23 protein-coding genes, 1 pseudogene and 1 riboswitch are annotated in these 24468 nt (G+C 38.4%); of the genes and pseudogenes, 2 read left to right on the top strand and 22 right to left on the bottom strand.

The genetic code is table 11. From position 1 onward, the window contains the following. Positions 1-33: 33 nt before the first annotated feature. A pseudogene (locus QOS46_RS13875) lies at positions 34-228 on the top strand (hypothetical protein); the annotation flags it as partial. A 489-nt stretch (positions 229-717) separates the two neighbouring features. Here the strand turns inward: QOS46_RS13875 and QOS46_RS13870 are convergent. The 20 genes from QOS46_RS13870 to QOS46_RS13770 form a co-directional block, all read right to left on the bottom strand. Then, on the bottom strand, positions 718-1467 hold the full coding sequence (locus QOS46_RS13870; RefSeq protein WP_283610626.1) for a GNAT family N-acetyltransferase: 750 nt from the start codon (positions 1465-1467) through the stop codon (positions 718-720). Between the two features lie 413 nt (positions 1468-1880). Next, the gene (locus tag QOS46_RS13865; protein ID WP_283610625.1) at positions 1881-2435 is read right to left on the bottom strand and encodes a GNAT family N-acetyltransferase; all 555 of its coding nucleotides are present in this window, start codon (positions 2433-2435) and stop codon (positions 1881-1883) included. A 4-nt stretch (positions 2436-2439) separates the two neighbouring features. Then, on the bottom strand, positions 2440-2799 hold the full coding sequence (locus tag QOS46_RS13860) for a recombinase family protein (protein WP_283610856.1): 360 nt from the start codon (positions 2797-2799) through the stop codon (positions 2440-2442). A gap of 71 nt (positions 2800-2870) precedes the next feature. After that, positions 2871-3503 carry a Vat family streptogramin A O-acetyltransferase gene (locus QOS46_RS13855; protein ID WP_283610624.1) on the bottom strand — a complete coding sequence of 211 codons (633 nt, stop codon included), beginning with the start codon at positions 3501-3503 and terminating at the stop codon, positions 2871-2873. 12 nt (positions 3504-3515) lie between these two features. After that, positions 3516-4085, bottom strand: a complete 570-nt coding sequence (locus QOS46_RS13850) for a DUF1697 domain-containing protein (protein WP_283610622.1) — start codon at positions 4083-4085, stop codon at positions 3516-3518. Positions 4086-4453: 368 nt separating this feature from the next. Beyond that, on the bottom strand, positions 4454-4906 hold the full coding sequence (gene mutT / locus QOS46_RS13845) for an 8-oxo-dGTP diphosphatase MutT (RefSeq protein WP_283610620.1): 453 nt from the start codon (positions 4904-4906) through the stop codon (positions 4454-4456). Between the two features lie 4 nt (positions 4907-4910). After that, positions 4911-5681: a hypothetical protein gene (locus QOS46_RS13840; protein ID WP_283610619.1), complete on the bottom strand. Its 771-nt coding sequence runs from the start codon at positions 5679-5681 to the stop codon at positions 4911-4913. 31 nt (positions 5682-5712) lie between these two features. After that, the gene (locus tag QOS46_RS13835) at positions 5713-6477 is read right to left on the bottom strand and encodes a recombinase family protein (protein ID WP_326521355.1); all 765 of its coding nucleotides are present in this window, start codon (positions 6475-6477) and stop codon (positions 5713-5715) included. Positions 6478-6675: 198 nt separating this feature from the next. Continuing rightward, positions 6676-6924: a hypothetical protein gene (locus QOS46_RS13830; RefSeq protein WP_283610618.1), complete on the bottom strand. Its 249-nt coding sequence runs from the start codon at positions 6922-6924 to the stop codon at positions 6676-6678. Between the two features lie 525 nt (positions 6925-7449). Then, positions 7450-7803, bottom strand: a complete 354-nt coding sequence (locus tag QOS46_RS13825) for a type II toxin-antitoxin system RnlB family antitoxin (protein WP_283610616.1) — start codon at positions 7801-7803, stop codon at positions 7450-7452. A 22-nt stretch (positions 7804-7825) separates the two neighbouring features. Next, entirely contained in the window at positions 7826-9532 is a 1707-nt protein-coding gene (locus QOS46_RS14230) for a ribonuclease H1 domain-containing protein (protein WP_326521350.1), read from the bottom strand. A 271-nt stretch (positions 9533-9803) separates the two neighbouring features. Then, a complete protein-coding gene (locus QOS46_RS13810; RefSeq protein WP_408611465.1) occupies positions 9804-11465 on the bottom strand; it encodes a recombinase family protein in 1662 nt (553 codons plus the stop codon). Continuing rightward, positions 11404-12375, bottom strand: a complete 972-nt coding sequence (locus tag QOS46_RS13805) for a recombinase family protein (protein ID WP_283610613.1) — start codon at positions 12373-12375, stop codon at positions 11404-11406. Before QOS46_RS13805 ends, QOS46_RS13810 begins: the two co-directional genes overlap by 62 nt. 4 nt (positions 12376-12379) lie before the next feature. Further along, the gene (locus tag QOS46_RS13800; protein WP_283610611.1) at positions 12380-13972 is read right to left on the bottom strand and encodes a recombinase family protein; all 1593 of its coding nucleotides are present in this window, start codon (positions 13970-13972) and stop codon (positions 12380-12382) included. 80 nt (positions 13973-14052) lie between these two features. After that, entirely contained in the window at positions 14053-14265 is a 213-nt protein-coding gene (locus QOS46_RS13795) for an SHOCT domain-containing protein (protein WP_283610609.1), read from the bottom strand. A 644-nt stretch (positions 14266-14909) separates the two neighbouring features. Continuing rightward, positions 14910-15401, bottom strand: coding sequence for a sigma-70 family RNA polymerase sigma factor (locus QOS46_RS13790; protein ID WP_283610607.1), 492 nt, complete (start codon positions 15399-15401; stop codon positions 14910-14912). Between the two features lie 365 nt (positions 15402-15766). Then, positions 15767-17401: a bacteriohemerythrin gene (locus QOS46_RS13785; protein WP_283610605.1), complete on the bottom strand. Its 1635-nt coding sequence runs from the start codon at positions 17399-17401 to the stop codon at positions 15767-15769. Continuing rightward, positions 17394-17948, bottom strand: a complete 555-nt coding sequence (locus tag QOS46_RS13780) for a 4-vinyl reductase (RefSeq protein ID WP_283610603.1) — start codon at positions 17946-17948, stop codon at positions 17394-17396. Before QOS46_RS13780 ends, QOS46_RS13785 begins: the two co-directional genes overlap by 8 nt. Before the next feature lie 73 nt (positions 17949-18021). Beyond that, positions 18022-19767 carry a methyl-accepting chemotaxis protein gene (locus QOS46_RS13775; protein ID WP_283610601.1) on the bottom strand — a complete coding sequence of 582 codons (1746 nt, stop codon included), beginning with the start codon at positions 19765-19767 and terminating at the stop codon, positions 18022-18024. Positions 19768-19816: 49 nt separating this feature from the next. Continuing rightward, positions 19817-21091 carry an EAL domain-containing protein gene (locus QOS46_RS13770; RefSeq protein ID WP_283610599.1) on the bottom strand — a complete coding sequence of 425 codons (1275 nt, stop codon included), beginning with the start codon at positions 21089-21091 and terminating at the stop codon, positions 19817-19819. 37 nt (positions 21092-21128) lie between these two features. Next, positions 21129-21224: riboswitch (cyclic di-GMP riboswitch) on the bottom strand. A gap of 224 nt (positions 21225-21448) precedes the next feature. Between QOS46_RS13770 and QOS46_RS13765 the strand changes: the two genes are divergently transcribed. Continuing rightward, positions 21449-22069 (top strand): recombinase family protein, encoded by a 621-nt coding sequence (locus QOS46_RS13765; RefSeq protein ID WP_283610597.1) that lies wholly within the window; start codon positions 21449-21451, stop codon positions 22067-22069. Positions 22070-22277: 208 nt separating this feature from the next. On the opposite strand, the gene QOS46_RS13760 is transcribed toward QOS46_RS13765, so the two are convergent. Together QOS46_RS13760 and QOS46_RS13755 are read right to left on the bottom strand one after the other, a co-directional pair. Continuing rightward, the gene (locus QOS46_RS13760) at positions 22278-22529 is read right to left on the bottom strand and encodes a helix-turn-helix domain-containing protein (protein ID WP_283610596.1); all 252 of its coding nucleotides are present in this window, start codon (positions 22527-22529) and stop codon (positions 22278-22280) included. 15 nt (positions 22530-22544) lie between these two features. Next, complete coding sequence (locus tag QOS46_RS13755; protein WP_283610595.1) at positions 22545-24392, bottom strand: VirD4-like conjugal transfer protein, CD1115 family; 1848 nt, start codon at positions 24390-24392, stop codon at positions 22545-22547. Positions 24393-24468 lie beyond the last annotated feature (76 nt).

Here is a 24468-nt window from a genome sequence, read left to right as displayed (position 1 = left end):
CTCTTAAAGTGAGAGGTTCACCTTCATGGTTCACTAGGCAGCATCGGGCTTGTGATCTCCATTGTCGCCAGTAATTTTGGGAACATTTTCTACAACAACGTCCCTTTAACCTTGACGATCTTAATCCCCGCGATTGTCGTTGCGACGGCGGTCTGCATGGTTACAATTCTAATTTCGGCTTATATCCCGGTCAAAAAAGCCGCAAGCACTCCCGTTATGGAGAGTATGGACATCCAGTTTCTTGATGACAGCGCCTATCTGAATATTGTCCAGGGCCAGCGTACTCTTTGTGGTGTTCATTACAATGCTGTATGCCATTAGTAAGATAAAAAGAGAAAATATTATTGACGCGCTTCGGGATGATATGACTTGATTCAAAACCGATATCCACTTGATATAAAATAAAAAACATCTCGTTCCAGTGATTCGCAATAGCTTCTGCATCCACATCTCGCTGCCGACTTCAGTATGTTCCACAGGCACGAGGTGTGAAGCCGGGAATAAACTGCATTTCTATTTCTGATTTGAAGAGTGGAGTTTCACTGAAAAATCTTGTAAACATTGTAATCCGTCCTTTCGTTTTCCGTCTTATTTTTGGTAACAAAACAACGGCTGCGTTTTTCAGTTACGAAGAACACAGCCGTTAGTTGTTATTGCCTATGGGAAATTTTAAAATACAGTCCTAATAATTAACGGGAAAAAGCCAAGATTGTATTTTCATTTTTTGAGTATTCTCTTTAAATAGGAGACATCTAACAAATTCACCGTTTCAAAATTTCCTTTATAAAAAACACCCCAGTTATTGAAAACGCAAGGCAATTCCTTTGCTTTTTGTAGCGTATCCACTTGAATTAAAGATACAGGAACGTCATTCATTTCACAATACTGTTTTATCATCTCAATATTTTGATAGATATAGGGGCATTGCATATCATAATAAATTGTTAGCTCTTTGTTTTCTATTTCTTGGTTTTTAACATTTTGTGCGAACTTTGGCGTTGTTCCGTCAAAAGAAAGTGCAAGCAATTCATACCCATTATCGGTAGTATCAACAACCTCAAAGCCGAACTTCTTCGCAAATGATTGGTCAGAAAGCCAAGATTTTTGTTTTTTTGCTCCGAGCATACAAATGCCGGATTTACCCCTTTCTTTGGCATCAGCCAAACAATACTCCATCAGCGACTTCCCATACCCTTTTCCTTTGTAACTACCCTCAACCCATAAGCAATATACATAATAATAGTTGTCACCAATTATGGGAACCCAAGCTGTTTCAAGAGTAGCATATTCAATAAAAACCGTAGCCTTTGCATTTAGCTTTCGAAAGACATGGCCTTCCTTTAGTCGCTCTGAAAGCCATTGTCGCTTTGCGTTAATCCCTTGGTGGGGCTTTTTACTGCGGATAATGCAGCATAAATGCTCATTGAAAAGGTTTTCTGTTGTTAAGTTTACAAAATCAGTATTCATATGTACCCTCGCTTCAAATCTAAACTTGAGTTCTTGTTTGTTCGCCATAATTGCCCAATGAGTACAAGTTATTAATTACCTCAAAACCTATTTTTTCATCTGTCATTTCCCCAAAAAGCCGATGTCATCTATCAGGGCAAAATTCGGGCATTTGGGGGCCGATTTTTATCCGTTTTTCACTCAAGAACCACAATACATTGTAGTTTTACCTGACTTTTTATCCTTGTCACCACAACGCGTCATCATTATCACTACTTAAACATGTGATTTTTAGGCTATTGGGGGAACATGTCCAAAGTCAACGAAATTGCTTGATTGTAAAGGCTTTTTCGTTAGAGAATCTATTTCTTGACATCTAATCTATTGTGTCACGTAAGTAGGCTATTTGCTTTTTATACTTAGCAAACTAAAATTTACCCAAGCCATTCTTTTTTCAGAATGGCATACTGCACAGTGTTTTCATAGCAAGGTGTGCCGTCTGGGTTATTGACAAAGGATACGAATTCCTTAAATAATCCTTCCCGGCGCATACCGAGTTTTTCACAAAGGTGCTGGCTCGACAAATTGTAATCCTCGGTATAGGCGTAGATGCGTCTTGCACCCTTCTCACGGAACAGATAATCAAAAAAAGCGTGAGCTGCTTCATGTGCATAGCCTTTGCCTTGATAATCTCTGTTCAGCATCCAGCACGGGCTGAAGGTATCCAACGGCGAACTTGTATCGTGAGGTTCGCCACGCTCGGGATAGGCTTCTATCTCACCGATGACCTTTCCCGTTTCTTTCAGAACTATGGCGAAATAGTATTCAGTTTCACTGACTCGATTTTTCATTTTTGCTTTGGCTTCCTCAAGTGAGTTCAGTTTCATACTGGCAAAGCAGTTTACCGTTGGTTCTCTCAAATATTCCAATACATCTGTCGCATCGCTTTCAAGGAAAGAACGCAGAATCAATCTTTCTGTTTCAATCATGACTTCACCTCAACAAATTATGATTTCTTATCTTTCTTCCAACTATATTTCTTACTGCTACGATGAATACCGTCATTGTCCGTAACGACGTTACTTCTTTTCGCTCTTTCTTCCTGTACTGCCCTGAAGAAGTTCCGTTTGCAGCCCTCATCGCAAGCACCATACGAATATTTTCACTTCGGCTTTCATTTTCAGCTTGAGCTAAAGATTTCATCACCGAAATCATAAGATTGCTGTCGACTTCATCGGTATCCAGATTTTCTTCTTCAAATATGATTCTAACCCCTGCTGCCTTCAACCGATTGATTGCTGATAAGGTTTCAATCGTATCCCCGCCAAATCTGCTGATGCTTTTGGTGGATATGGAGGAATAAGGGCAAAAATGAGCAAGGTACTCTACGAAATTACATCGAAGGGTGCCTTTAAATATTTACCTTAAATATCCCTGATTTTCGTCAAATCTCCACTGCACAGAGAATCCAAATTATCAAATATTTTTTTAGCGGGCCAGTCCCACCATTTCAGCTCCAGCAGATAGGAAATCAAGTCGTCATCAAAGCGCTTGCGGATAATGCGTGCGGGGTTTCCTCCCGCAATATTGTAAGCCGGAATGTCCTTTGCCACAACAGAATTTGCAGCAACAATCGCACCATCTCCGATGTGTATTCCCGGCATGACTGTTACATTTTGCCCAATCCATACATCGTTTCCGACGACGGTATCGTCCTTGAGCGGCAGATCTTTGAGCGATGGAGTTACCTTTTCCCAACCTTGTCCCATAATGTTGAACGGATAGGTGGTGACACTGCACATCCGATGATTTGCACCGTTCATAACAAATTCGATACCTTTTGCAATGGCGCAGAATTTACCGATCATGAGTTTGTCGCCTAGAAATTCGTAATGATGGGTTACATGCTCTTCAAATCGCTCCGCACCGTCTGGGTCGCTGTAATAGCTGTAGTCACCCACGGTAATATTAGGACGGGTAATGGTATTTTTAATGAAACAAACGCTTTGTATGTTTTCATTTGGGTAAACGGCGTTTGGATTCGGCCCATACTGCATATAGATACCTCCCTAATTTTTTCGTATCGGTATATCTGCCATCATATCATATAAACTGCAAACACTTTTCCAATTTCGTACCGTAGCCATGTCAAATGCTTTGGACATGTAAGCAGCCAGTTTTGATTTTCGTATGCTTTGATGGCAAAGAAGATAGCACTCCCTTTTTCCCGCCCGCAGCATATCCGAACCGGCATACTTCCCGCATACGGCATCGAGCTGCGACTGCTCAGGCAGACTATCTAAAAAATAAACATATAGGTGTTCCACTTGAGGGTCGGCCGTTTCGGCAGCAGTTATCTCATCTGGCGAGAACGGAAGTTGCGCAATAAGATACTGAATCTCATCCATATTTCTTATGATCACGCCACTTTCAAATCCAAACCGTTTGACAAAACCATTGCAGATATTATTCTGTAAAGTGGTTTCATCAAGGTCGGACTCCAAAACCGCATTACCGCTTTGGACATACGTTTGAACGTTTTTCAATTCCAGGTCAAGCAGCAATTGCTTCAAGTCGTTCATTTTGACGATGTTTTTGCCACCGACATTGATTCCCCGAAATAACACCACATATTTCATCGGTTTCACCTCGTTTATCATAATGTTGACCTGTTCCCACGCGCACCTGAAAGCCCTCAAAAACATTTATCTTATTCTCTCACCAAGCCCCAAAAACACAAAACATCTATCCTGTCCTGTCGTAAAAGTCCGGTATCAATCCTGTTCTTTCGCGAACCGAATCCTACCCGATAGACTACTTTCCATGCACGGGTAAAATCACATTTTGAGTGTACAGTTTGAAAATCGCGAAATGACAAAAATGGCTTATTTACTGGAGTTTGTGTACATTTAGTCTTTTACCCTCGACATCAATACCACCGTCTCAACGTGTGATAGTGAGGCTGTGCAGGGAAATATGTCCATAAAAGCGTGAAATCCTTTATCTATTAGGGTTTTCGGCCATTCCGTGAATCAATGGCATACATCTCGCTTTCACGCAAAAGTAGGCTATTCTGTATTTTTTTAATCAATGTTATATCAGCGGGCAGCCAATCAACACCGTATAATTCGTCTTTGTTAAGCCACCTTGCAGCTTCTGCTTCTTTGAGGATAATTTCTCCGTCGACCACAACACACCAAAAACAATCCATACTTAAATGGAAAGTAGGGTAGTCATACTCAATGGTATCAATTAGTTCGCCAACTTTGATTTTCACAGCAAGCTCCTCTTTAATTTCTCTTATCAGAGCTTGCTGTGGTGTTTCGCCAACCTCAATTTTGCCCCCGGGGAACTCCCACTGTCCTTTGAATTCACCATGCCCTCTGGCAGTAGCAAAAATCTCAATTGGTTTTTTCAAAGAGTTACAAATAACTGCTGCCACTACTCTTATCGTTTTCAACACATTATCCCTCTAAATGCTGTTTTCTTAATCTGAACTTATACTCTTTGCGAACGTTTCCAGATTCGTCTTTGTCATCTTCGTATGTATAATCCTCCAAAGAAAATATACCTTGATAGTAATATTCCTGTGGTGAGAATTTAACAAACAAATGTATTATTTTACCGTCGCGCTCTGCATCTACAATTGCCTTATTGCCAAGAGTCATTTGCTGGTCTCCGGTTTTTCCTTCACCGGAATACATATAATCCCCGTCAGGGGTCCAATGGTCATGATATACAAAACCGGTCTTCTTTTTATCTACTGATGAAATAAGAACTACAGTTGATTGTGTTCTATTAATTCCTCGGCCAAAACCTGCAATCTTAATTCCAAATTGGTCCTCTACCTGCTGATAGGTGAGAATAGGCTGTCTTGCTAAATGCTTCACGTTATAATCAGGGTCAAAGCCATCCTCAATATTTCTTCTATTTCTTTTTATAGGAATAGCTTGTCTCCCTGCTGCACAGAGCTTTTCTTCAGTCTTATGGGCTTCCTCTGCCGCTTGCTGCTGTGCTTCAGCAGCAAGTTTTTTATTCTTGATTTCTTCTATAATTTCAGCTTGTACTGCCTCATCATCGGCTGTTATAAATTTTTCAAAAGCGTCTGGATATACAAACTTTGATTCCCTCATTGCAAATTTGATAATCAGATAATTGTCTGAGGTCTCCGTTATGACGCCTACTCCAAAAACGCTATGTTTTACTTTTAAATTTTTTAAATCCGCACAATACACTGCAATCGCCCACCTTATAATGCATAAGTTCTTATGATTTCTTTTCTTTGGAACTGTATTTTTCCCCTTTGCGATGGGTGCCGTTTTCATCTGTAATTACATTCGACCTGCGATTTTTCGCTTCCTGTGCATCCCGAAATACATCCTCCGTGATGATGGGCGGATGATTGTCCTTTGCCAAGTACTCATATTTTCCGGTAACCGAATCTGTCAGTCTGACGGTGCCGATATACTTCTCATTGGTAAGAATGTTCTCAACGGACCGCTTGCTCCATTTTGGTTTGCCGGTTGGGGAAGAAGTGTCTTTCTTTTCAAGTTCCTTGATGATTCCAAGGACGCTTTTTCCATCATTGTACCAGCGGAAAATATCACGGACAACCTGTGCCTGCTCTTTATTTAAAACCAACTCGCCCTCGGCGGTTTTGTCGTATCCGTACAGTCTGCGTCTGTATAAACCCGATGTCCCCTGGGCGGCCCGAAAATTCAGACCCATACGGATATTATCACTTCTGGTTTCGTTTTCAGCCTGAGCGAAAGATTCAATCACGGATATCATCAAATCGCTGTCCGTATTATCCGTATCCAGGTTTTCCTGCTCGAATATAACCCGTGTGCCGGCTGCCTTTAATCGACGTAGGGCCTCCAGCGTATCTACGGTGTCTCTGCCGAACCGGCTAATGCTTTTTGTCAGGATGACAGAAATGTTGTGTGCTTCGCACTCCTGTAGCATTCGCTCAAATTCCTTGCGGGGGACTTCTGATTTTGCGGAACCAATGTCGATAAAAGTATCACGCAGTTTCCACTACTCAACATGGGATACCGCTTTCGTCAATGCAGATATCTGGACAGCGAGGCTGTTCAACTGGTCTTTGTCAGAAGTACTGACCCGGCAGTATATACCGACGTTCTTCACAATTTTATCCGGTTTTGCCGGTATAAAAAACACCTTTGGATCCACTTCAATCCCTCCTTATGAACAGTCTGCCCAGATAAATTATACTTCTTCTGCAGGGTCTTTCTTCAACAGCTCATCTTCCAACTCACATTCTTTCTCTAAACAGGCGTCGCAAATGTCTGCCGCTTCGATAGAGGAAGCGCAGGCTGCTAATTCATAGAGAAATCCCGCAGGTTCGAGAACCGGAACCATCTGTCCACACTTCTTGCAGAGAATATAAACATTGTTGTCCTTGATGGGGTGGAATGTATCTTTGCCATTCTCGCCGATGCTTTTTACATATAACATAGTAGTACCTCCTATAAAATCGTACTACTATATACGCTCTAAAAAAGAACACAGTCAAGCAATATAATGACCCATTCCACCCCATTTTGCTAACCGTTATAGCCTAATTACATCATGGATTATTGCGAATAAAAAGTAGGCTATTTTCCTTTCTCGATTCAACCAAAACACAATATGTTGCGTAATTACTGCCGTGTTCCACTATATATTGCGCGTCATCAATACTACCGTCTCAACGTGCCTTGAGTAGACAAAAACTATGCTACTAAAACCTAGTGATTCCTTGGCGGTGCCTACTTTTCCGAAAATCTTCAATTGTTTTCGGCTCGACATTGGCTGTTGTACTACACAATTTTATCAATCTCATAAAATTGTACGCAATAAAACTTTCAAACATATTTATTTGAAGGCTTTATTCTATACAATTATATCATAGATTAAACTAACGCATATTGATAATCTAGAATATCAATAATTGAAAAAACCGTATCTTAAAGTAAATTAGAGATACGGTTAAAAAACTTCTTAAATCATACCAGATTTTAATAAAAACTTTAAGGAATTTGGGACTACACTATTTTGCACAACATCATGATTTTGTGCAAAGTAATTATGAGATATATTTTTAATGCACACATCTATTTCTTTTACTACAGAACAGGATTGTAAATAACTTTCACCTAGACGAAAATCACAAGAAATATATCTGTTGCTTTTTGTGCCATTTATTAATGTTAAGTCAAACAATATCTTAGCATGCTCTGCTTTAATCTCTTTGCTAATTTCGTCAATATGACTTAATGGATTTTCATATGATGTTGCAATGACGAGGAAGTCAAATGGTTCATTATTTAATTTTAAAATTTGATATGCCTCCATAACGAACCCTCCTTTCTTGTCGCTACTTATTTATACTTATATATGATGTTTCAATTAAATTCAATACATTATTTACAATTTCATCGGCTTCTTGTTTATCCTCTAGAATAGTCGTTCCTATTAGTATCTGCTCTGTATGAAAAATAACATGCCTATTATTGATTAAGTAATTATAAAGTCTTTCAAGTTCATGTTGGAAATTCACATCTGCAACTTTTGCTACAATATCAGCAGTTAGCGTACCATTATCAAAGATTTTATAAAAAGTATGCCCAATAGTAATTGATTTCATACCAAATAGATATTTGATATATCCTTCCAACGCCCTTAATGCCGGAAAAGCATAGCAAGAATAATCCTCCAACGGCATTTTAATTTTTCTTAACGAAATCGATGGTGACAACAATTTCAAAATCATTTCATCTAAATTTTTATAAGACCGAGGTAAAAGCACCTCCATCTCACTTCGCACATCTTCCGTTTTTAGATCCACATTATGGAGATTATTAATTGTATCTACGATGTCATCTACTGATACACTCTCGCAGTACGATAAAAAGGAGATTGCTTCACTATATAAATATGCGGGTTTTCCTTGTAAGGTTATTGTTCCATTATTGTAAATGTTAATTACTAACGTATCTCCAATACTGCTCGTAAATCTATAAACTTCATGTAATGGTTGCTTTTCTACTTTATCAAAAGCAGGTTCTTCTTTAACTAGCGTTTTTAAATATTGGATTAATTTCTCCGACCATTCAGTTGGTAGTTTCTTAAACGAGTAAGTTTTACCTTCTGCATCATTTGAATATGTACAGTTTTGTTCAAGAATAGCTTTTATGGTTGAGGAAATGTCTGTGTTTGTTCCTGTAGGAGATATCGTTGTTGATCCATTTGTATTAAAATAAAAGTCTAAAATTGCTTTTTTTCCATCAGCTACAATTTGGCATCTATACGGATTACCCGTCTTTACTAATTCACTTGCCTCAAAAGTTGTCCATTGCTCTTGCCCAATTTTTAAAATTGAAGGTCTAATTTCTTCTCTATTTATAAAAAATGATTTTTTCTTTGCCACTTTGTTTTCCTCCTTGGCATTGTATACTTCTTTGTGTATAGTGCCATTTACCATAGCTTCCTTTGCAAGGAGATCTGCTAACTCATTGTACTTATCTCCGGAGTGTCCTTTTACTTTTACAAAATGAATTTCCACAGTTTTTGCAGCTTCATCAAAAAAAGCTTTATATGCTTTCGTTCCTGTTTTTTTAGCTTGCCACTCACCTGTACACCATTTTGCAATGCCCTCATAGTCATGGTAAATTGTGATGCTATTTATCTTATTATCTAAACAGTATTGTATTGCTCGTTCAGAACCCTTAATTTCTCCCGCAACGTTATTCATTTCAGCTAAACTGTTATCACAAAACACTTCTGAAAAATGTTCTTCTTTTCCATTGTGAAAAAGCACTACACCGCATGAAAATCTATTAGTTACAGAGTCATAGCTGCCATCGACATAAGCTGTTGCAATCGTCTGAGGGAGTATCACATTGGGAGTATCCGAACTTTTTTTATCGACATCTCCTTGAAGATATTTTATAGCCTCATCGTATGTGGGAAAACTTTTATATACAGCACCAGAATAACCATGTATTTGCGATTGGCAATCGTTCCATGATTCATATATTCCTGGCTTAACGCCTTTTTTTACAGCATAAAATTTCTTTGCCATGGCTATCCTCCTGTATGAGAATTTTGTATTTTATCACATTTTCTTTTTAGTGTCAATATACCAAGATAATTATAGCAGATTATATTAAAAAATACAAGATTTTTTGCTGCCTGCTCATCTCACAACACAATAATTTCTTAAATTATTGTGATTTTATGCGGTTCCCTTACCTTTGATCACCAAGACTAAAACCCTCGGCAATCACCGAAGGCTTTAGTCTTAGCAATCACAGCTTAGGAGTAGGGAACATACCCTACTCCTATTTCACTGCCTATTCATAGTAGTCTACTTCCTGTTTTATCACGATTCCTGAGTGGAATTGTATCTCCAGTTTCATGTTCTTATGCACTTTGATGGAGGATATGAGCCGTTTCACAAGGTCTTGGTCGAATTCTCTCACCTGTGGATTGACAGTAGTGATGGTTTTGTCTAGTTGCTCTACTCTCTCTTTATAGCTTTCTGCCTTTTTCTTAGCTTGCACCATTTGGATTCTTGCTGTTTTTAGCCCATTGATCTGCTCGGATAGTTGCTTGTATTCTGTGTCAAAATCCTCGCTGACAGCTCCTTGCTTTGCATTGTTTTCGATAAGTGTCAGCATTTGCTGTTGTAGCTTTTCAATCTGCTCGTCATATTCTGTTGTGACACCTTGGGTGCTGTAGTTGCCGATAACTCTGATGACATTTTCTCGGAAGGTGCCGATAAATTCGCCAGTATTTTCAACCACACTGTTGATTGCCGTCATAATGGCATCGTGTAGCTGTTCTTCTTTCAATGTTGGAGAGTGTTGGCATCGTGACTTTTTGCCTTGCTTGAGCCTATCCTCACATCTCCACACTGCTGATTTATCACCATACTTGGACCATATCTGTCTGCGATAGGCGTGTCCGCATTCTGCACAGACCATGAGGTCGGTCAGTATGTATTTGGAGCTATATTTACTTTTCTCTTTTTCCTCTTTATTTTTCTTTCGGGTTACTGACGACTTGTGTAGGGAGGCTCTGCGAAGCTTTTCTTCCTGCACTTGGTGGAACAGCTCCTTGGGAATGATTGCTTCATGATTATCCTCTATATAGTACTGTCTGACATAGCCATCATTTTTAACCTTTTTCTTGGTGAGGAAATCTACGGTATAGGTTTTCTGCATACAGGCATCTCCACAGAATTTTTCGTTTGAGAGCATTTTATCTATTGTCCCCGGATGCCAGTGGTCAAGTCCTGTTACTGTCAGTATGCCATCGGCATCAAGCCCTCGTGCGATATTGATGATGCTTTTGCCCTCAAGGTATTCCCTAAAAATTCTCTTTACGATAACGGCTTCCTCTGGTACTACTACGAGGTTTCCATCCTCATCTTTGGTATATCCTAAAAATTTCTTGTGGTTGACTTGGACGATTCCATTTTCAAATCTTCGTGTCACACCCCATCTTGTATTTTCGCTGATGTTACGGCTTTCCTCCTGTGCTTGGCTGCTTAAGATGGTGATAAGCAGTTCACCACCGCTTTCCATGGTGTTAACACCTTCTTTTTCAAAAATGACGGGGATACCTTTCTCTTTGAGTTTTCGGATATTCTGTAGGGCATCTACTGTATTCCTTGCGAATCTGCTCACCGACTTGGTTAGGACTAAGTCTATTTTTCCCACAAGGCAAGCATCGATCATGGCATTGAAGTCATCACGCTTATTGGTTTGCGTTGCGGACTTACCGTCGTCAGCGAATATGCCTGCACATTTCCAGTTTGGATTGCTGTTTATTTTATTGGTGTAGTAATCTACCTGAGCTTCATAACTGCCTTCCTGTTGCTCAAGTAAGGTGCTTACTCGACAGTAGGCGGCTACACGCAAGGTTTTTTGCTCTACCCGAATCTGTTTATCATATTTCATCTGTGGCGGTATGATTGCCACACTCTTTTTCTGTACTGCCATTATGCTCATCCTTTCGTTTGTTTTCTATGATTTTACTGAACTTCAGTCCATTGATAAATTCTGTTTCTATTTTTCCATCTTGATAGATGATAATTTTCTTTACGATTTTCACCATCAGTTCTTCACTAAAATCGGTCAGTTCCTCAAGACCCTCTATACTCTCTTTTATCCTCTGAGTGTTGAATGGGCGGTCCTCTATTTGGGAAGCCTTGTAAGTAAGCTCTGCTCGTTTGAAGATAAGTGACGCAAGGTGGGAGGAGGAGAACTGTTCTTGTTCCTCTAATTCCTCGATTCGACTTTCTACTGCCTTTAGCTCCATATCCTTTTTCAGTGGTTCTTTTCGATAGGGCTTGTCAAGCAAGCTTCTTTTCCGTAGTAATTTATTGATTGCCGATGTTACAACAGCCTTTATCTCATCCTGGGTATAAAACAGGTTTCTGCACTGGACTTTGTTATTAAAAATGTATCGCTTGCACTTCCACCGCACTTTTTCGCTCGTCTTTCTACAGTGTTCTACATATTTGCGATAGGGTTCACCGCATTCTCCACAAAATATTCTGTTTGTAAAGGCATGGTGGTTATTCATGCTATTAAGCTGTGCCGTTCTTCCTAACTGTGCTGTTTTTTCCTTTCGCTTTTCCCGTGCTTTATGAAACAAGTCTTTGCTGATAAGAGGGGGATATAGGTCATCGCCCATGTATTTGGCATTTTGCAGGATTTTTCCCACTGCACCGTGGGTCCAGCTCGTTTTATTATTGGCATTCGGTATCTCATTTTCTTTGAGTTCCTTTGCAATGGTGAGCATGGATTTCCCATTCACATATTCGTTATAGATTTTCTTTACGGTATCTGCTTTTTGGGGGTCGATGTGAATTTTACCCTCCACCATTTTATAGCCAATCGGTAAGTGTGTTTGCATCTTTTCACCCCTTTGTAATGGTTTCCGTCAGTTCAAGGTTATTGATAAGTCGGAATGTGATATCGCCGTCTTTGCCGATGAGCACCTTATCTACGGTATGGATAAATAATTCTTCTTGATATTCCTCCATAATCATAGGATTATATCGGATGAGTTGCAGTAGTCTGTTGGTGCCCTCAATTTCTTTTTCAAATCCATTGTCATCAAGCAAGACATTTCGCCGTTTCTTATATTCTTCGATTTGGATATTTAGGGTATTTTGCTTCTCCATAAAAATAGCAGAGTCAATATATCCCTTTTGCACAACTCTGCTTAGGATATGACTCTGCTCTGTCAATTCTGTTATTTTATTGTTCAGCTCAAGAATTTGTTCTTCTTGTTCTTTGCTCATTCGAAGATTTCTTAGCGATTCTAAGAGGGGATAGAGGATTTCACTGTAGTTACTGACTAGCTTATTCCACATGGTGAGATAAGTATTTTTGATGATATCCTCTCTTACTGCTTTCATTTGGCACTGCTTGCTATTTTCAATATGGGTAATACAGCACCATTGTATTTTCTCATAAGGCTTGCCGATATAGATTTTTTGTCTGCGGAACGTACCTCCGCATTCTTTGCAAATAATCTTACTGCTGAACTCGTAGCGGTTTTGATACTTGCCACTATCATCAACACCCATCTGCATTCTGCGATAAGCATAGATTTCTCGTACTCTCTCTGCTTGCTGCTGTGTTATAATAGGTGGGTGGTTTTCTTTAATAGAATACATAGGAAGTTCGCCCTTATTTCGCTTTTTGGTAAAGGGTACTCCCTCTGTGGTATAGGTTTTCTGCATGAGCAGTTCCCCCTCGTAAATGGGGTTTTGTAAAATCTCCTTAATCACGCTATCGTTCCATTTTTCTCCGTTTCGGATGGTAGGTATGTTATCGCTGTTCAACCCCTTGGCTATGAGATAACTTCCTTTTCCATTTAGGTATTCATTAAAAATCCTGCGAACGATTTCAGCCTCATTTTCTTTGACGATAAGCTCGCCATTTTCATCCTTGGTATATCCATATGCTACGCAACCAATGTTGTAGCTACCATCTTGGAATCGCTTTTGGATGCCCCATCGGTTATTGGTAGAAATGCTCTCTGATTCTCCTTGAGCGATGGAGCTTAGGATGGTCAGCATTTGTTCGCTCTGCTCTGACATGGTATTGATGTTCTCTTTTTCGAAGAAGATTGCTACACCAAGAGATTTTAGTTTTCTGATGGTTTCTATGCTGTCTACAGTATTTCTTGCAAACCTTGTAACGGATTTTGTGATAATGAGGTCGATATAGCCTTTTTCACATTCCTTAATCATTCGCAAAAACTCATCACGATTTTTTACTTTCGTTGCAGTTTTTGCTTCGTCAGCAAAGATTCCGACATATTCCCAATCTTCTCGGCTTTGTATATACTGCTGATAGTATTCAGTCTGTGCGACATAGGAAGTATGTTGCTTTGATGAATCTGTACTTACTCGGCAGTAGGCACAGACCTTTTTCTTCGGCCGCAGTTCTTCAAGCACCTTTTGTCTGACTGGCTCTATGGTTTTCACTTTTTTAACCATAAATTTGTCCTCCTTTCCCGGAAGTTTACCTCCCGTTAGCAACATACAATACCACAAGCTTTTTCATATAGCTAGTGTTTTTACACATATACTTTACTAAGCGATGGAGAGAAGGATTGGCGATTTAAGGCATCAATTTGGGCATATTCCACATGGGTGATGATTCCTCGGCGTTTCAGTATTTCAAGCAATTTTATTGACATTTTATACTCTACTTCTTTTGTTGTCTGTGCAGTATCCATACGGAATTCTTCAGCAATTTCAGCACCAATTTCCATAATATCAAAATTCAAATGTATTTCCTCCTCTCAACATTAGCATTTCTTAATATCACAAAAATAGGGACTGCTCTTTAATCTGTACTCCTTGAATACATTTATGATAGACAAGGTTAACATTCAGAGCAATCCCCATTGCTTCTGACATTAAGTCTTTTTTTGCACTTAACTCGACACTACTTCCCAAGTGCTAATGGCGATTTCATAAACCGAGAGTGGGTAGCTCTCGTCATAGGACTTTCACCTCCCCGAGGATCTCTCCGGGCTGCCCTCCTTTGTTGCGACGGATCACCATATTACTATGGCTTCAACGCTCGACTTTAGGACGGGACAGAAGTATCATTGTAGGCTGATGAGGTTATGGCAAAACAATTCACCACAAATTGTTTCAAGGTCAGGAGGGTCCGCTCGCACCTTATATTGGCCGCTTTGATAGAGGAAAAAGAAGTCTGAACGAACTGTTAAAAATAAGGTGACTTCGCATTTCTTCTTTTCACCCTACAGGTGGTCTTGGCGCTCCTACCCATGTTGCTTGTCCATCTCTGGCTCATCAGCTAATGTATTTATAAAATCGGATATGAAATTTTCAAGGAACAGTGAAGGATCTGTATAACCCTTCACTGAATACCTCACTAAAAGGCAAAAAGTACCCCCTAAAATTAAAAATATTTTTTTATTTTTGATAAGGCACGGTCTATAGACTTTTTAACCCTTGTTTTTTGGCATTTTTCCAGCTGTCCAATTTCCTCATAAGTAAGTCCATTGAAGTAATAGAGAACCACTCGTCTGCGTTGTTTTTCGGGTAAAGTAGCAATGGCTTTGTATAGTTCTCTTTTTTGTAGGCTTTTATATACAGCAGTCTCTGTCTGATTTGAATGAAGTGTATCGAAAGTCTTTAATGCCAATTCAAGCTCTTTGAAATCGATATTTCGCTCTTTTTCATTTAGCTCAGACAAATCATCTAACTCAAATTGATTAAATATCTGATACAGCTCATCGCTTAAATCTAAGCAATGCAACACCCTTTGACCATCGACAAAAGACAAGGTATATATCTTACGGGCTTCGTCATACCCGATGGTGTAGGGGTTTTCTTTGGACTTTCTCCTTTTTGGAAGTCGATTGTTTTGTTGTGCTACGTTATTTGCCATTTATCTTTCCTCCAGTTTCTGAATTTTGATTTTGTTTCAAAATGTCAGAAGCGGGGGAGAACGGCAGTGGTAGATTGCCATTTGAATAGTTACTATATATAAGCGAAAAAACGCCCCAACTCTACCATTAAGAGTTGAGGCGTTTTTTCGCTTATTATAAAATTCTATATATAATGAATAGGTGGGCGGTCTATCTGCTTGTTGCATAGGAATACCTCCTTGCGAGGAGCTATTCCTGCCTTTGGCGGTCATCTAGCATATGGCCGTCATAATTCCTCATCGCATTACATCGAATAAGGATAAAAAAAACAGTACCACACTTGATAATTCAAGCACTGGTACTGCTTTTCTTTGCTTCGTAGTTTTTATTTTTTCTGAGATAATACGTGCTTGGCTACTTTTACATCTTCCGTTTTAATATGATTGATGAGCCATCCACCTAGCTGCTTATTTATTTCACCAACAAGCTGAATGGAGGGACCTTCCGCTTTTAAACGAGCAGAGATATCTTCCACAACCTTAATAAACCATTCATGATATTTCTTATGATTTGCGTAATCAGGATACCCTGACTGTATCTGCAAAGCTTGTTCATGTCCAAAGTGAGTCTTTGTATACTGATCTAAAAAATCCATCGTGTGGCTTAATTCACTTCTACCTTTTCCTGCGCTACAAGCCGCAAGCAGATTATTAATTGCCTGTATTAATTCCTTATGTTCAGCATCTATTTGTGCATTACCTGTTTCCAATTCTTTTGTCCATGTAAAAGCCATTGTTAAACCTCCTTGATTTCTTTTAATTGCTTTTTTTATATTTTTTAAAAGATACATTTTCTCATCTGCTTGCTCCATAATTGCCTCAGATGAAATTAAAGTTCCTTCTTCTATGTAGAGAACTCCATAACTAACTGACATAGAAAATTCTTTAGATAAGCCGATTATTGTTTGATCTAATTGCTCCATTTTAGTCCGCACGATTTGTTCATTACAGTTCGGAAATAGTATCGCAAACTCATCTCCGCCAATACGACAAATCATATCTGTAGATCGGGTTATTCGAGTCATTTCTTGTGCTACCAGTTTTAGATATCTGTCACCAGCTGCGTGTCCAAAATTGTCATTGGCGTATTTTAAACCATCCAAGTCTATCATACAGAAAGAGAACTCCGATTTTTTATCTGTTAGCTTATCCAAATTTTCTAAGCAAAATCGGCGATTGTATAACCCGGTTAGCTCATCGGTATATGCCAATCCCTCTATTTGCTCTTGATATTCCTTTTCTCTGGTAACATCTGCGATATAATGGGCATAGGCTAATTTTTCGTTCCATTGAATGGAATAGGTGCGTACACGGAAGATTGTCTTTCTTGTATCACACTTATGCTCATAAATGTAGCTATCATCACCGTGCTTATAGTTCTTCACATATTCAAATAATTCACAGCAGCAGTTACATATGGGTTTATCTGCTTCGGTATCATAAAAAAACTGTTTTGCTGATCGGTTTGCATAAATTATTTCGCCATTTTCTTTAGATGTAACAACAATCCAGTCTTTTAATCCATCCATGACCGATTTCATTAAATCAACGGTTTCTGTTAGCATAGAGGATTGAAGCTTTAATTGTGATTCTCGTTCAGCCAACTGATGGATCATTTGATTAAACGAAGTTGAAAAATCACCTAAAAAGCTAACGCTTTGATTGTAATCACCATTAGCAACCTGATTTGCCTGCCATGTTAAATGTTTTAGTGCGGAATGAAGCTCCTTTAGGTTTCCGGCAAGGAAATTGTGCCGGCTTGGAGCCTTTACATCAAGTTCACCCATCCATAAAGACTTTAAAAATTCATTGGATTCCGCTAGACAGTTTGATAAGTAAAATACTGCCTCTTGCAAATCTGCCAATTCTGCTGATTCGCTCCTTAATTCTTCCGTGAGAGGCTTATTCAATATTATATTTCTAATTTGTGCTACCAATAAGTCTACATCGTCTCTATTCATTACTCATCTCATCAGATTTCTTTATATTTGCTTCAAATCGGCAAACACGAGAACCGGTAGCCCAGCAATCCACCTCTGTAACTATATATTCTTTTTTTGTGTACACTTTTAAGATGCCTGCCAAAAATCCTTCGTCATAATTACAAACTGTTTCGCCTGTAATTGGCAGTCCCGAACAATCCAAATCTTCACCAACGGTCAGAACGGCTTCACCGGTATCCATATCAAATTTTTCTATGCGCAGTATACCAATTTTACTTTCTTCTAAAACGCCTTGCAGATGGGCAACGAATTCATTAAAAGGCAACTCTAAATTGAGTAGGTGATTTGCAAATTCCTTTCCTGCCAATTCTCCTGCATTTCTAAAAATATCAACCGTTGCATTATTACCAAAGCGTTTTGCTAACTCGTCTTTAATTGTGAATTGAAAAAGGCGATAGACATATACGGGCATGTTTTCGCCCAAGTTTCTCCTGCCGTCAATTACATCACTGATAGATTCCCAAGTAAATTTGTTTTCGTCTTCTGGATTAAATAGCTTAAACATTTCTTTCCACCTTTCTTAATAAGTAATTCCAAGATGCAGACATCAGGCCATTTATTCTGCTTATAACTACAAATTAATATTTATCAAACGAATGAACTTTAACTTCATTTGCATCGTTTGTTTCCATATTATATATGGATTTCATGTCATGAGACAGTTCAAATTGATCAATTAACGATTTCATTACGCCCGCCTGTCCACTAAGCTCTTCACTAGCTGCCGCACTTTCTTCCGATGTTGCAGAGTTCATCTGCACAACAGAAGATATCTGATCCACACCTTGAGAAATTTGAGAAATGGACAGGGACTGTTCATTGGATGCCTGTGCAATTTTTGCTACCATTCCTAAAATATCTTCTGCATATTTAGCTACTTCCTCAAAAGCAGCATCTGTACTGGCGGCTAAAAGTTCTCCATGTGATACATGCTGCAAAGAGTTTTCAATAAGCTCTGTGGTATCCTTAGCGGCTTCTGCTGATTTTTGAGCAAGATTTCGCACTTCATCTGCTACAACAGCAAACCCCTTACCTGCATTTCCTGCACGTGCGGCTTCCACTGCTGCATTCAGTGCTAGAATATTTGTCTGGAAGGCAATATCATCAATTGCCTTAATAATTCTTTGAATGTTTTCAGAAGCCGAAGCAATATCTTTGATTGCTTTCATCATTTGCTTCATTTCTACTTGACTTTTTTGAACGACTTCTCCTGCTTGTTTTCCTAATGTATTAGCCTTTTCAGAATATTCCGCTGTTTGAGAGATTTTATTAGATATATCTGCAATTGTGGCAGATAATTCCTCAACACTGCTGGCTTGTTCTGTTGCGCCTTGTGCCAAGGCCTGCGCACCATCAGCTACCTGACTGGCCCCTGCACTTACTTGAGCTGAAGCCATATCTAATTCCACTAATGTGTTGTTCATTTTAGCTTGGAAGTTTTCAATTGATTTTTGAATATGAGCAAAATCTCCAAGAAAAGTAATTGGGCATTCACAAGTGAAATTTCCTTTAGAAAACTCGCTCATTCCATAATCAATTGCATCCACATATTTAGATAACTCTTGAAAAGAAAAATTCATGCGTTCTGCTAATTCGCCAAACTCATTTTTTGCTTCGTATTCAATGTTAGCTTTTAAATTACCTTTTGATAATTCGAGCACAGCTTCCTTTACTTTATTGGTGGTACTCGTAATATTTGTCGTTGTTTTCATTGCAAAATACAAACTAATAATAAGTACCAGCATAAATGAAATGATGGAAATAATAATAAATGTAAAAATCAGCTTTTGCGCAGAGTCCTCAGATGCTGCTTTATCTTCATCTATTTGTGTGTTAATTTCTTTTACTATTTCAACAAGGTTGTTTAAAGCCGGGGAGCATTCATTTAAAACAATTTCTTTTGCGGCATCTTTATTTCCTTTTTCTATTTGATTAATAGCCTTCGTAGCAATGTTAAACCAGATTTCAAAAGCATCTTCATATTTTTGAGCCAAGCCATCTGTTTCTCCATGAGTTTGCTTAAATACAGAAATTTGCTCGTTTATTGTATCAATACTTTCCCCAATGCGTTCCTTTAATTTAGCATAATCCTGTGGATTATCAGTAATAACCATTTCCCGCAAATCACGGGCTGCTATATTAGCCTCTATTATACATGTTTTAACAGCTGATTCTGCTCCTAATGTTTTATCAATAAATACTTGCATATTGTCTTTTGTTTTCAAAAGCCCCACAGTGCCTATGGACGTAATGATAGCAGCTAAAACGATAATAATAGAGAATACGGTAAGTAAATATGGCTTCAACTTCATTTTTTTAAACATATATATGTCTCTCCTTTAAATATTAATGGGGGTTTATATAAATAAATTATTAATTACTAAAAAGACTCTCCATTGGCAAAGGTTTAGCAAAATAATACCCTTGTGAAAAATCAATATTTAATTGTTCAATAGATTTCTGTATTTCCATGCTTTCTACATGCTCTGCAACAACCCGCGCACCAAGTTTTTGGGAGAGATAAACAATTGCATCCAAAATAATCCTGTTTTTTGAAGATTCATTTAAAGCACGTATAATTCCACCGTCAATTTTTATGTAGTGTGGTGAGATTTGTGCTATTTCTAATAAATTAGAATATCCAGATCCAAAGTCGTCAATTGCTATCTTGACTCCGTATTTTTCAACCTCTGATACAAACTGTTTTAAAATAATGGTATCCTTAAATATCTCATCCTCTAAAATTTCAAAAACTAGTAACTTTTTTGATTTTCTTTGTGCTAATAATTCATATATGGATTTTCTAAAACCACTTGAATTAATGTCATACGCAGAGAGGTTCACAGAAACCTCCATATTTTTATCATCGATTTCCAACAGAACTCGTCGAATCATTGTTTCGCTTAACTTAGTGTATATATGATATTTTTTTGCAATATTTATAAATGAATTAGGCGGATAAATAGTACCATCATAATTTTTGATTCTCATTAACGCTTCATATTTTTCAATACACTTTTTCTTATTATCGTATATCCCTTGATAATAAGGGACTACAGCATTATTTTCTATTGCCCAATAAATAATGCTTATCATCTTTAATTCTTGTTCTGTTTCAAATGTTTTACTACTACATGGCTCACTTAAAATAAAGTGCTTCTGTGTATTACGTTCATCGCGTAATTCTTCTAATGCATATTCCAACATATTTGGTTGATTTATTACTACAACAAACCGTACTAAAATAGGGACATTAGTTTGATCCGGCTTCATGTATTGATAATTTTTGTAGAGTTTTTTAACAATTTTTAAAAACAATTCTTCTTCAATATGAGGCTTTCCTACAATTATAAAAGTACTGTTATCAATAAAGTAGGCAGAAAGAATACCATTAAACTGCTCTTCTTTCATATATTGATGTATTTCTAAAAGTGCCTTTTTCAAGAGATTTAAGTAACTCTTTTCTCCTAGATAGGCTAACAATAGATCAGAGTTTTCAATTTTAATCATGCATAGCTTATTAAAGTGGTATACTGATTTATCTGCATGGTATTGAATCATATTGCCTATAATTAAGTGTTTATCTATATACAATTCATCTTGACTCTTAAGGCTTTTTTCAGGATGTACATTACTTATATCACTCATACAAACAACTCCTTTACATAAATAAAGAATACTGTTAATATGCAACTGGTCGGCCTTCTTTCTTATAAACATTAGAAAGAGAAACCCTATAGCTTTGTGCCACTGTTTTTCAACAGCTTCACCAAACGTTTCACAAAGGTACAGCTTTATGCCAACAAGTTACACCTTATAAGCAATCAACTTTACACCTACAAAATAGTCAAAATTGCTTGAAATTTGCATGAATTTATAGTATTATTTAAAATAAATTAGTATATATCTTTTTTCATTTATTATAAGTCGAAAAGGTGTACCTTTTCGACTTGTTGGATAGAAACGGATTCCTCCTGCCATACTAATTATGGAAGGAGGTTTTTTATGAAAAATTTTTATGGTTACATGCGTGTATCCTCAATAGAGCAGAATATTGAGCGTCAAAAAGTGGAACTCCTTAAATGGGGAATTATCGATAAAAACATCTATTGTGATAAATTATCCGGCAAAGACTTTAATAGACCTCAATATCAGCGACTCAAGAAAAGGTTAAAAGAAGGCGATGTTCTCGTTGTAAAGAGCATTGACCGGCTAGGTCGTAACTATGATGATATACAAGAGGAATGGCGTGAGATTGTTAAAAATAAAAAAGCAGACATTGTTATCCTTGATATGCCTATTCTTGATACCCGAACGAATAAAGATTTAATTGGTACACTTATCTCTGATATCGTTCTGCAGCTGTTATCCTATGTAGCACAAGCAGAGAGAGAAAACATTAGACAGCGTCAGGCAGAGGGGATTGCTATCGCAAAAGCACAGGGAAAACACTTGGGTAGATTTCCATCTCCAATTCCTGATGAATTTTATCCTATTTATCAAAAATGGCAAAACCAAGAATATACACTTGAAAGTGCCAGTAAAGCGATGGGAGTTACGATAAGTTCTTTTAGAAATATGATTCGAAAATATAAAAAAGCAAAAAAAGAAGATAATTCAAACTAATTTACTAAACGAAGAAACTATAAGTAGAATTTTATTGATTCCTCTTATCCTGTAAGAGGAATGTAATTAAATCTATATACTTTCTTCTCTGTGATAAGCCTTTCTTAAAATGATATGTTCTGGGTGGTTCACTGTGAATGGACACTCCGTTCACCGAATAGCCGAATTTCCCCCTTGGCGGAAAAGTATATTTTTGCAGAATTGCTCACTAGATAAAATAACGGTTTGAAGTATGACTACCGTTCTCTCGGTATCTGCTCTCCTTAGTAAGAAAGCCATAACGGATTAGATCCGCTATGGCTCTTTTTACGGTACTAACCGACAAAGAAGTATCCTTTGCAATGGTCTTAACGGCTGGCCAACATTCACCATCCTTGTTGCTCCTGTCCTTGAGGTACATATAGACAATCTTTGCCCTTGGCGGCAAATCTTCTTTATAAAGCGTTCCGAAAAAACTCATATTTTCTATCATCTCCTATGGTCTAAATTTGTTTTTTGATTTTTGCTCCGTTATTTCCTGCTCGATAATCAGCGTATGCGACATTCCTCCACAGGCATTGTTGTTTTCCTTTGCCTCAGAGGAAGGTACAGAAGATTTTGCGTCGCTAATCGCATTTAAGATGTTTTCTACCAACTCCTCTTTGTCAGCATAATGAACCTTACGATGAGAGTGTTCCTCAGTTTCATAGGTCTTGTCAAAGGTGATACCCCAATCAAGGAACAGCTTGAGCTTGGTCTGCATAGGGTGTGCACCTGTTTTCATCACCACAAAGTTGCCTTTCTTTAGTGACTTCAGCTCGTCAGCCGTAAGCAAAGGACGTTCCATCATCTGCAAGGATTGCGACGGATCATTTTTCCCTCTGCTGATGCTGCCACTCATAACCGTGCGTGTGCCAAGTGCTTTGGATAAGGCTTCGGCAGTTTCGGAGTTGGGTGCAAAGCCACCAAAGATGGTGAGCTGACAGTTATCGGTGATGATTTCAGAACCTTCTTTGCCATAGTTTTTATCAAGCTGGGCAAAGGATTGAATGATAGGTACCACGGATATTTTTCTTGATCTGCCTGCGGACAGCATCATTTCAAAGCTATCAATTTTCGGAATAGTACCAATCTCATCGGCATAGATAACCACTCGGTTGGGTAGCTTTCCGCCATGTTCATCAGCTACTGCAAGCATTTCACGATAAAACTGTTGGAGGAACAGCGACACCATAAAATACTTGGTGTTATCTTCTTCGGGGAGTATTAAAAAGATTGCCGACTTCTCTGTGCAGAACTTTTCCGCATCAATGGCTGTATGAAAACACAAAATCTGTTCCATCTCGGTGTCGAGAAACGCATTGAGACGAGACAACACAGTGGAAAGTACAGAAGCCATTGCCGCTTCAGAGGAATTTAACGCAGCTCCTGCAAACCATTTTGCCTTGTGTGTGGAGGGTAGCAGTTCCATCAGCTCTTGAAACTGACTTTTGCCTTTGGCTTTGCCGGGAGCAGTAAGGTCTTGTACCATTTTAAACACCGAAACAATATGGCGCCTATCAACCATTTGTCCATCAATCTTTGTTGGCGGTAAAAATTCTGCAAGAAGCAAAATCACAGCGGAGAGCAATCCCTCGGCTGAATCATAGAAAAACGCATTTTGACCCATAGATGAGTTATCTCCATCGGTTGCAATAATGGTCTTTGCAATAATTTTTGCATACTTTTCGGCTTTTGCTTTTGCCATGAGGTTGTTGCTATCGTCACGGTAGATGTCCATATATTTGTTGACGAGGTGTAAGAGGTTATTTCCATCACTCTTGGTAGGGTTACGCAGGTCAATAACAGCTATGTTGTAGCCATAGTTTTCTTTTGCGATTGCTCCATAGTTTCGAGCGAGATCCCCCTTTGTATCGGTAGTAATGAAACTCATACCGCTGGCACAGGCATATTCCAAGTTGGGATAGAGAAAGAATGCTGTTTTACCAACACCGGCAGCACCAATCATTAAGCAGTGGACATCGCCTGTATCTACTAAACCAACAACCTCGTTTTTGCCTTTAATTCTATCAAGGACTGCTTTTGATGCAGACCCGACAACCAAACCCTGCTCGATTGGCAGGTTCTTTCCATTCCGCCAATGCTTAACATCGTAGGGTACTTGATTATATACTTGCTTAATTTCTTTCTTAGTCAGAAACCGTGCCACACCATGCTGACCATCTCCTACGGTTTTGGACTTAATGCCGTTAAGCGTGTAAAAGTGCGCCAACATAGAAAGACCGCCGATGACGATGAACATCAAGGCGGCAGAGGCTATTAAAATAATAAGTGGATCATTCATGAATAGGATTCCTTCCTTTTTTAAAAACGCTATGGTAAACTATATAACAATAAATATAAAAGCATTGGAACTGATT

The organism is Faecalispora anaeroviscerum (genome assembly GCF_947568225.1).
GTDB classification, from domain to species: domain Bacteria; phylum Bacillota; class Clostridia; order Oscillospirales; family Acutalibacteraceae; genus Faecalispora; species Faecalispora anaeroviscerum.
Note: the sequence above shows the minus strand (reverse complement) of the source record. Positions and strands in the feature narration are given on the sequence as shown.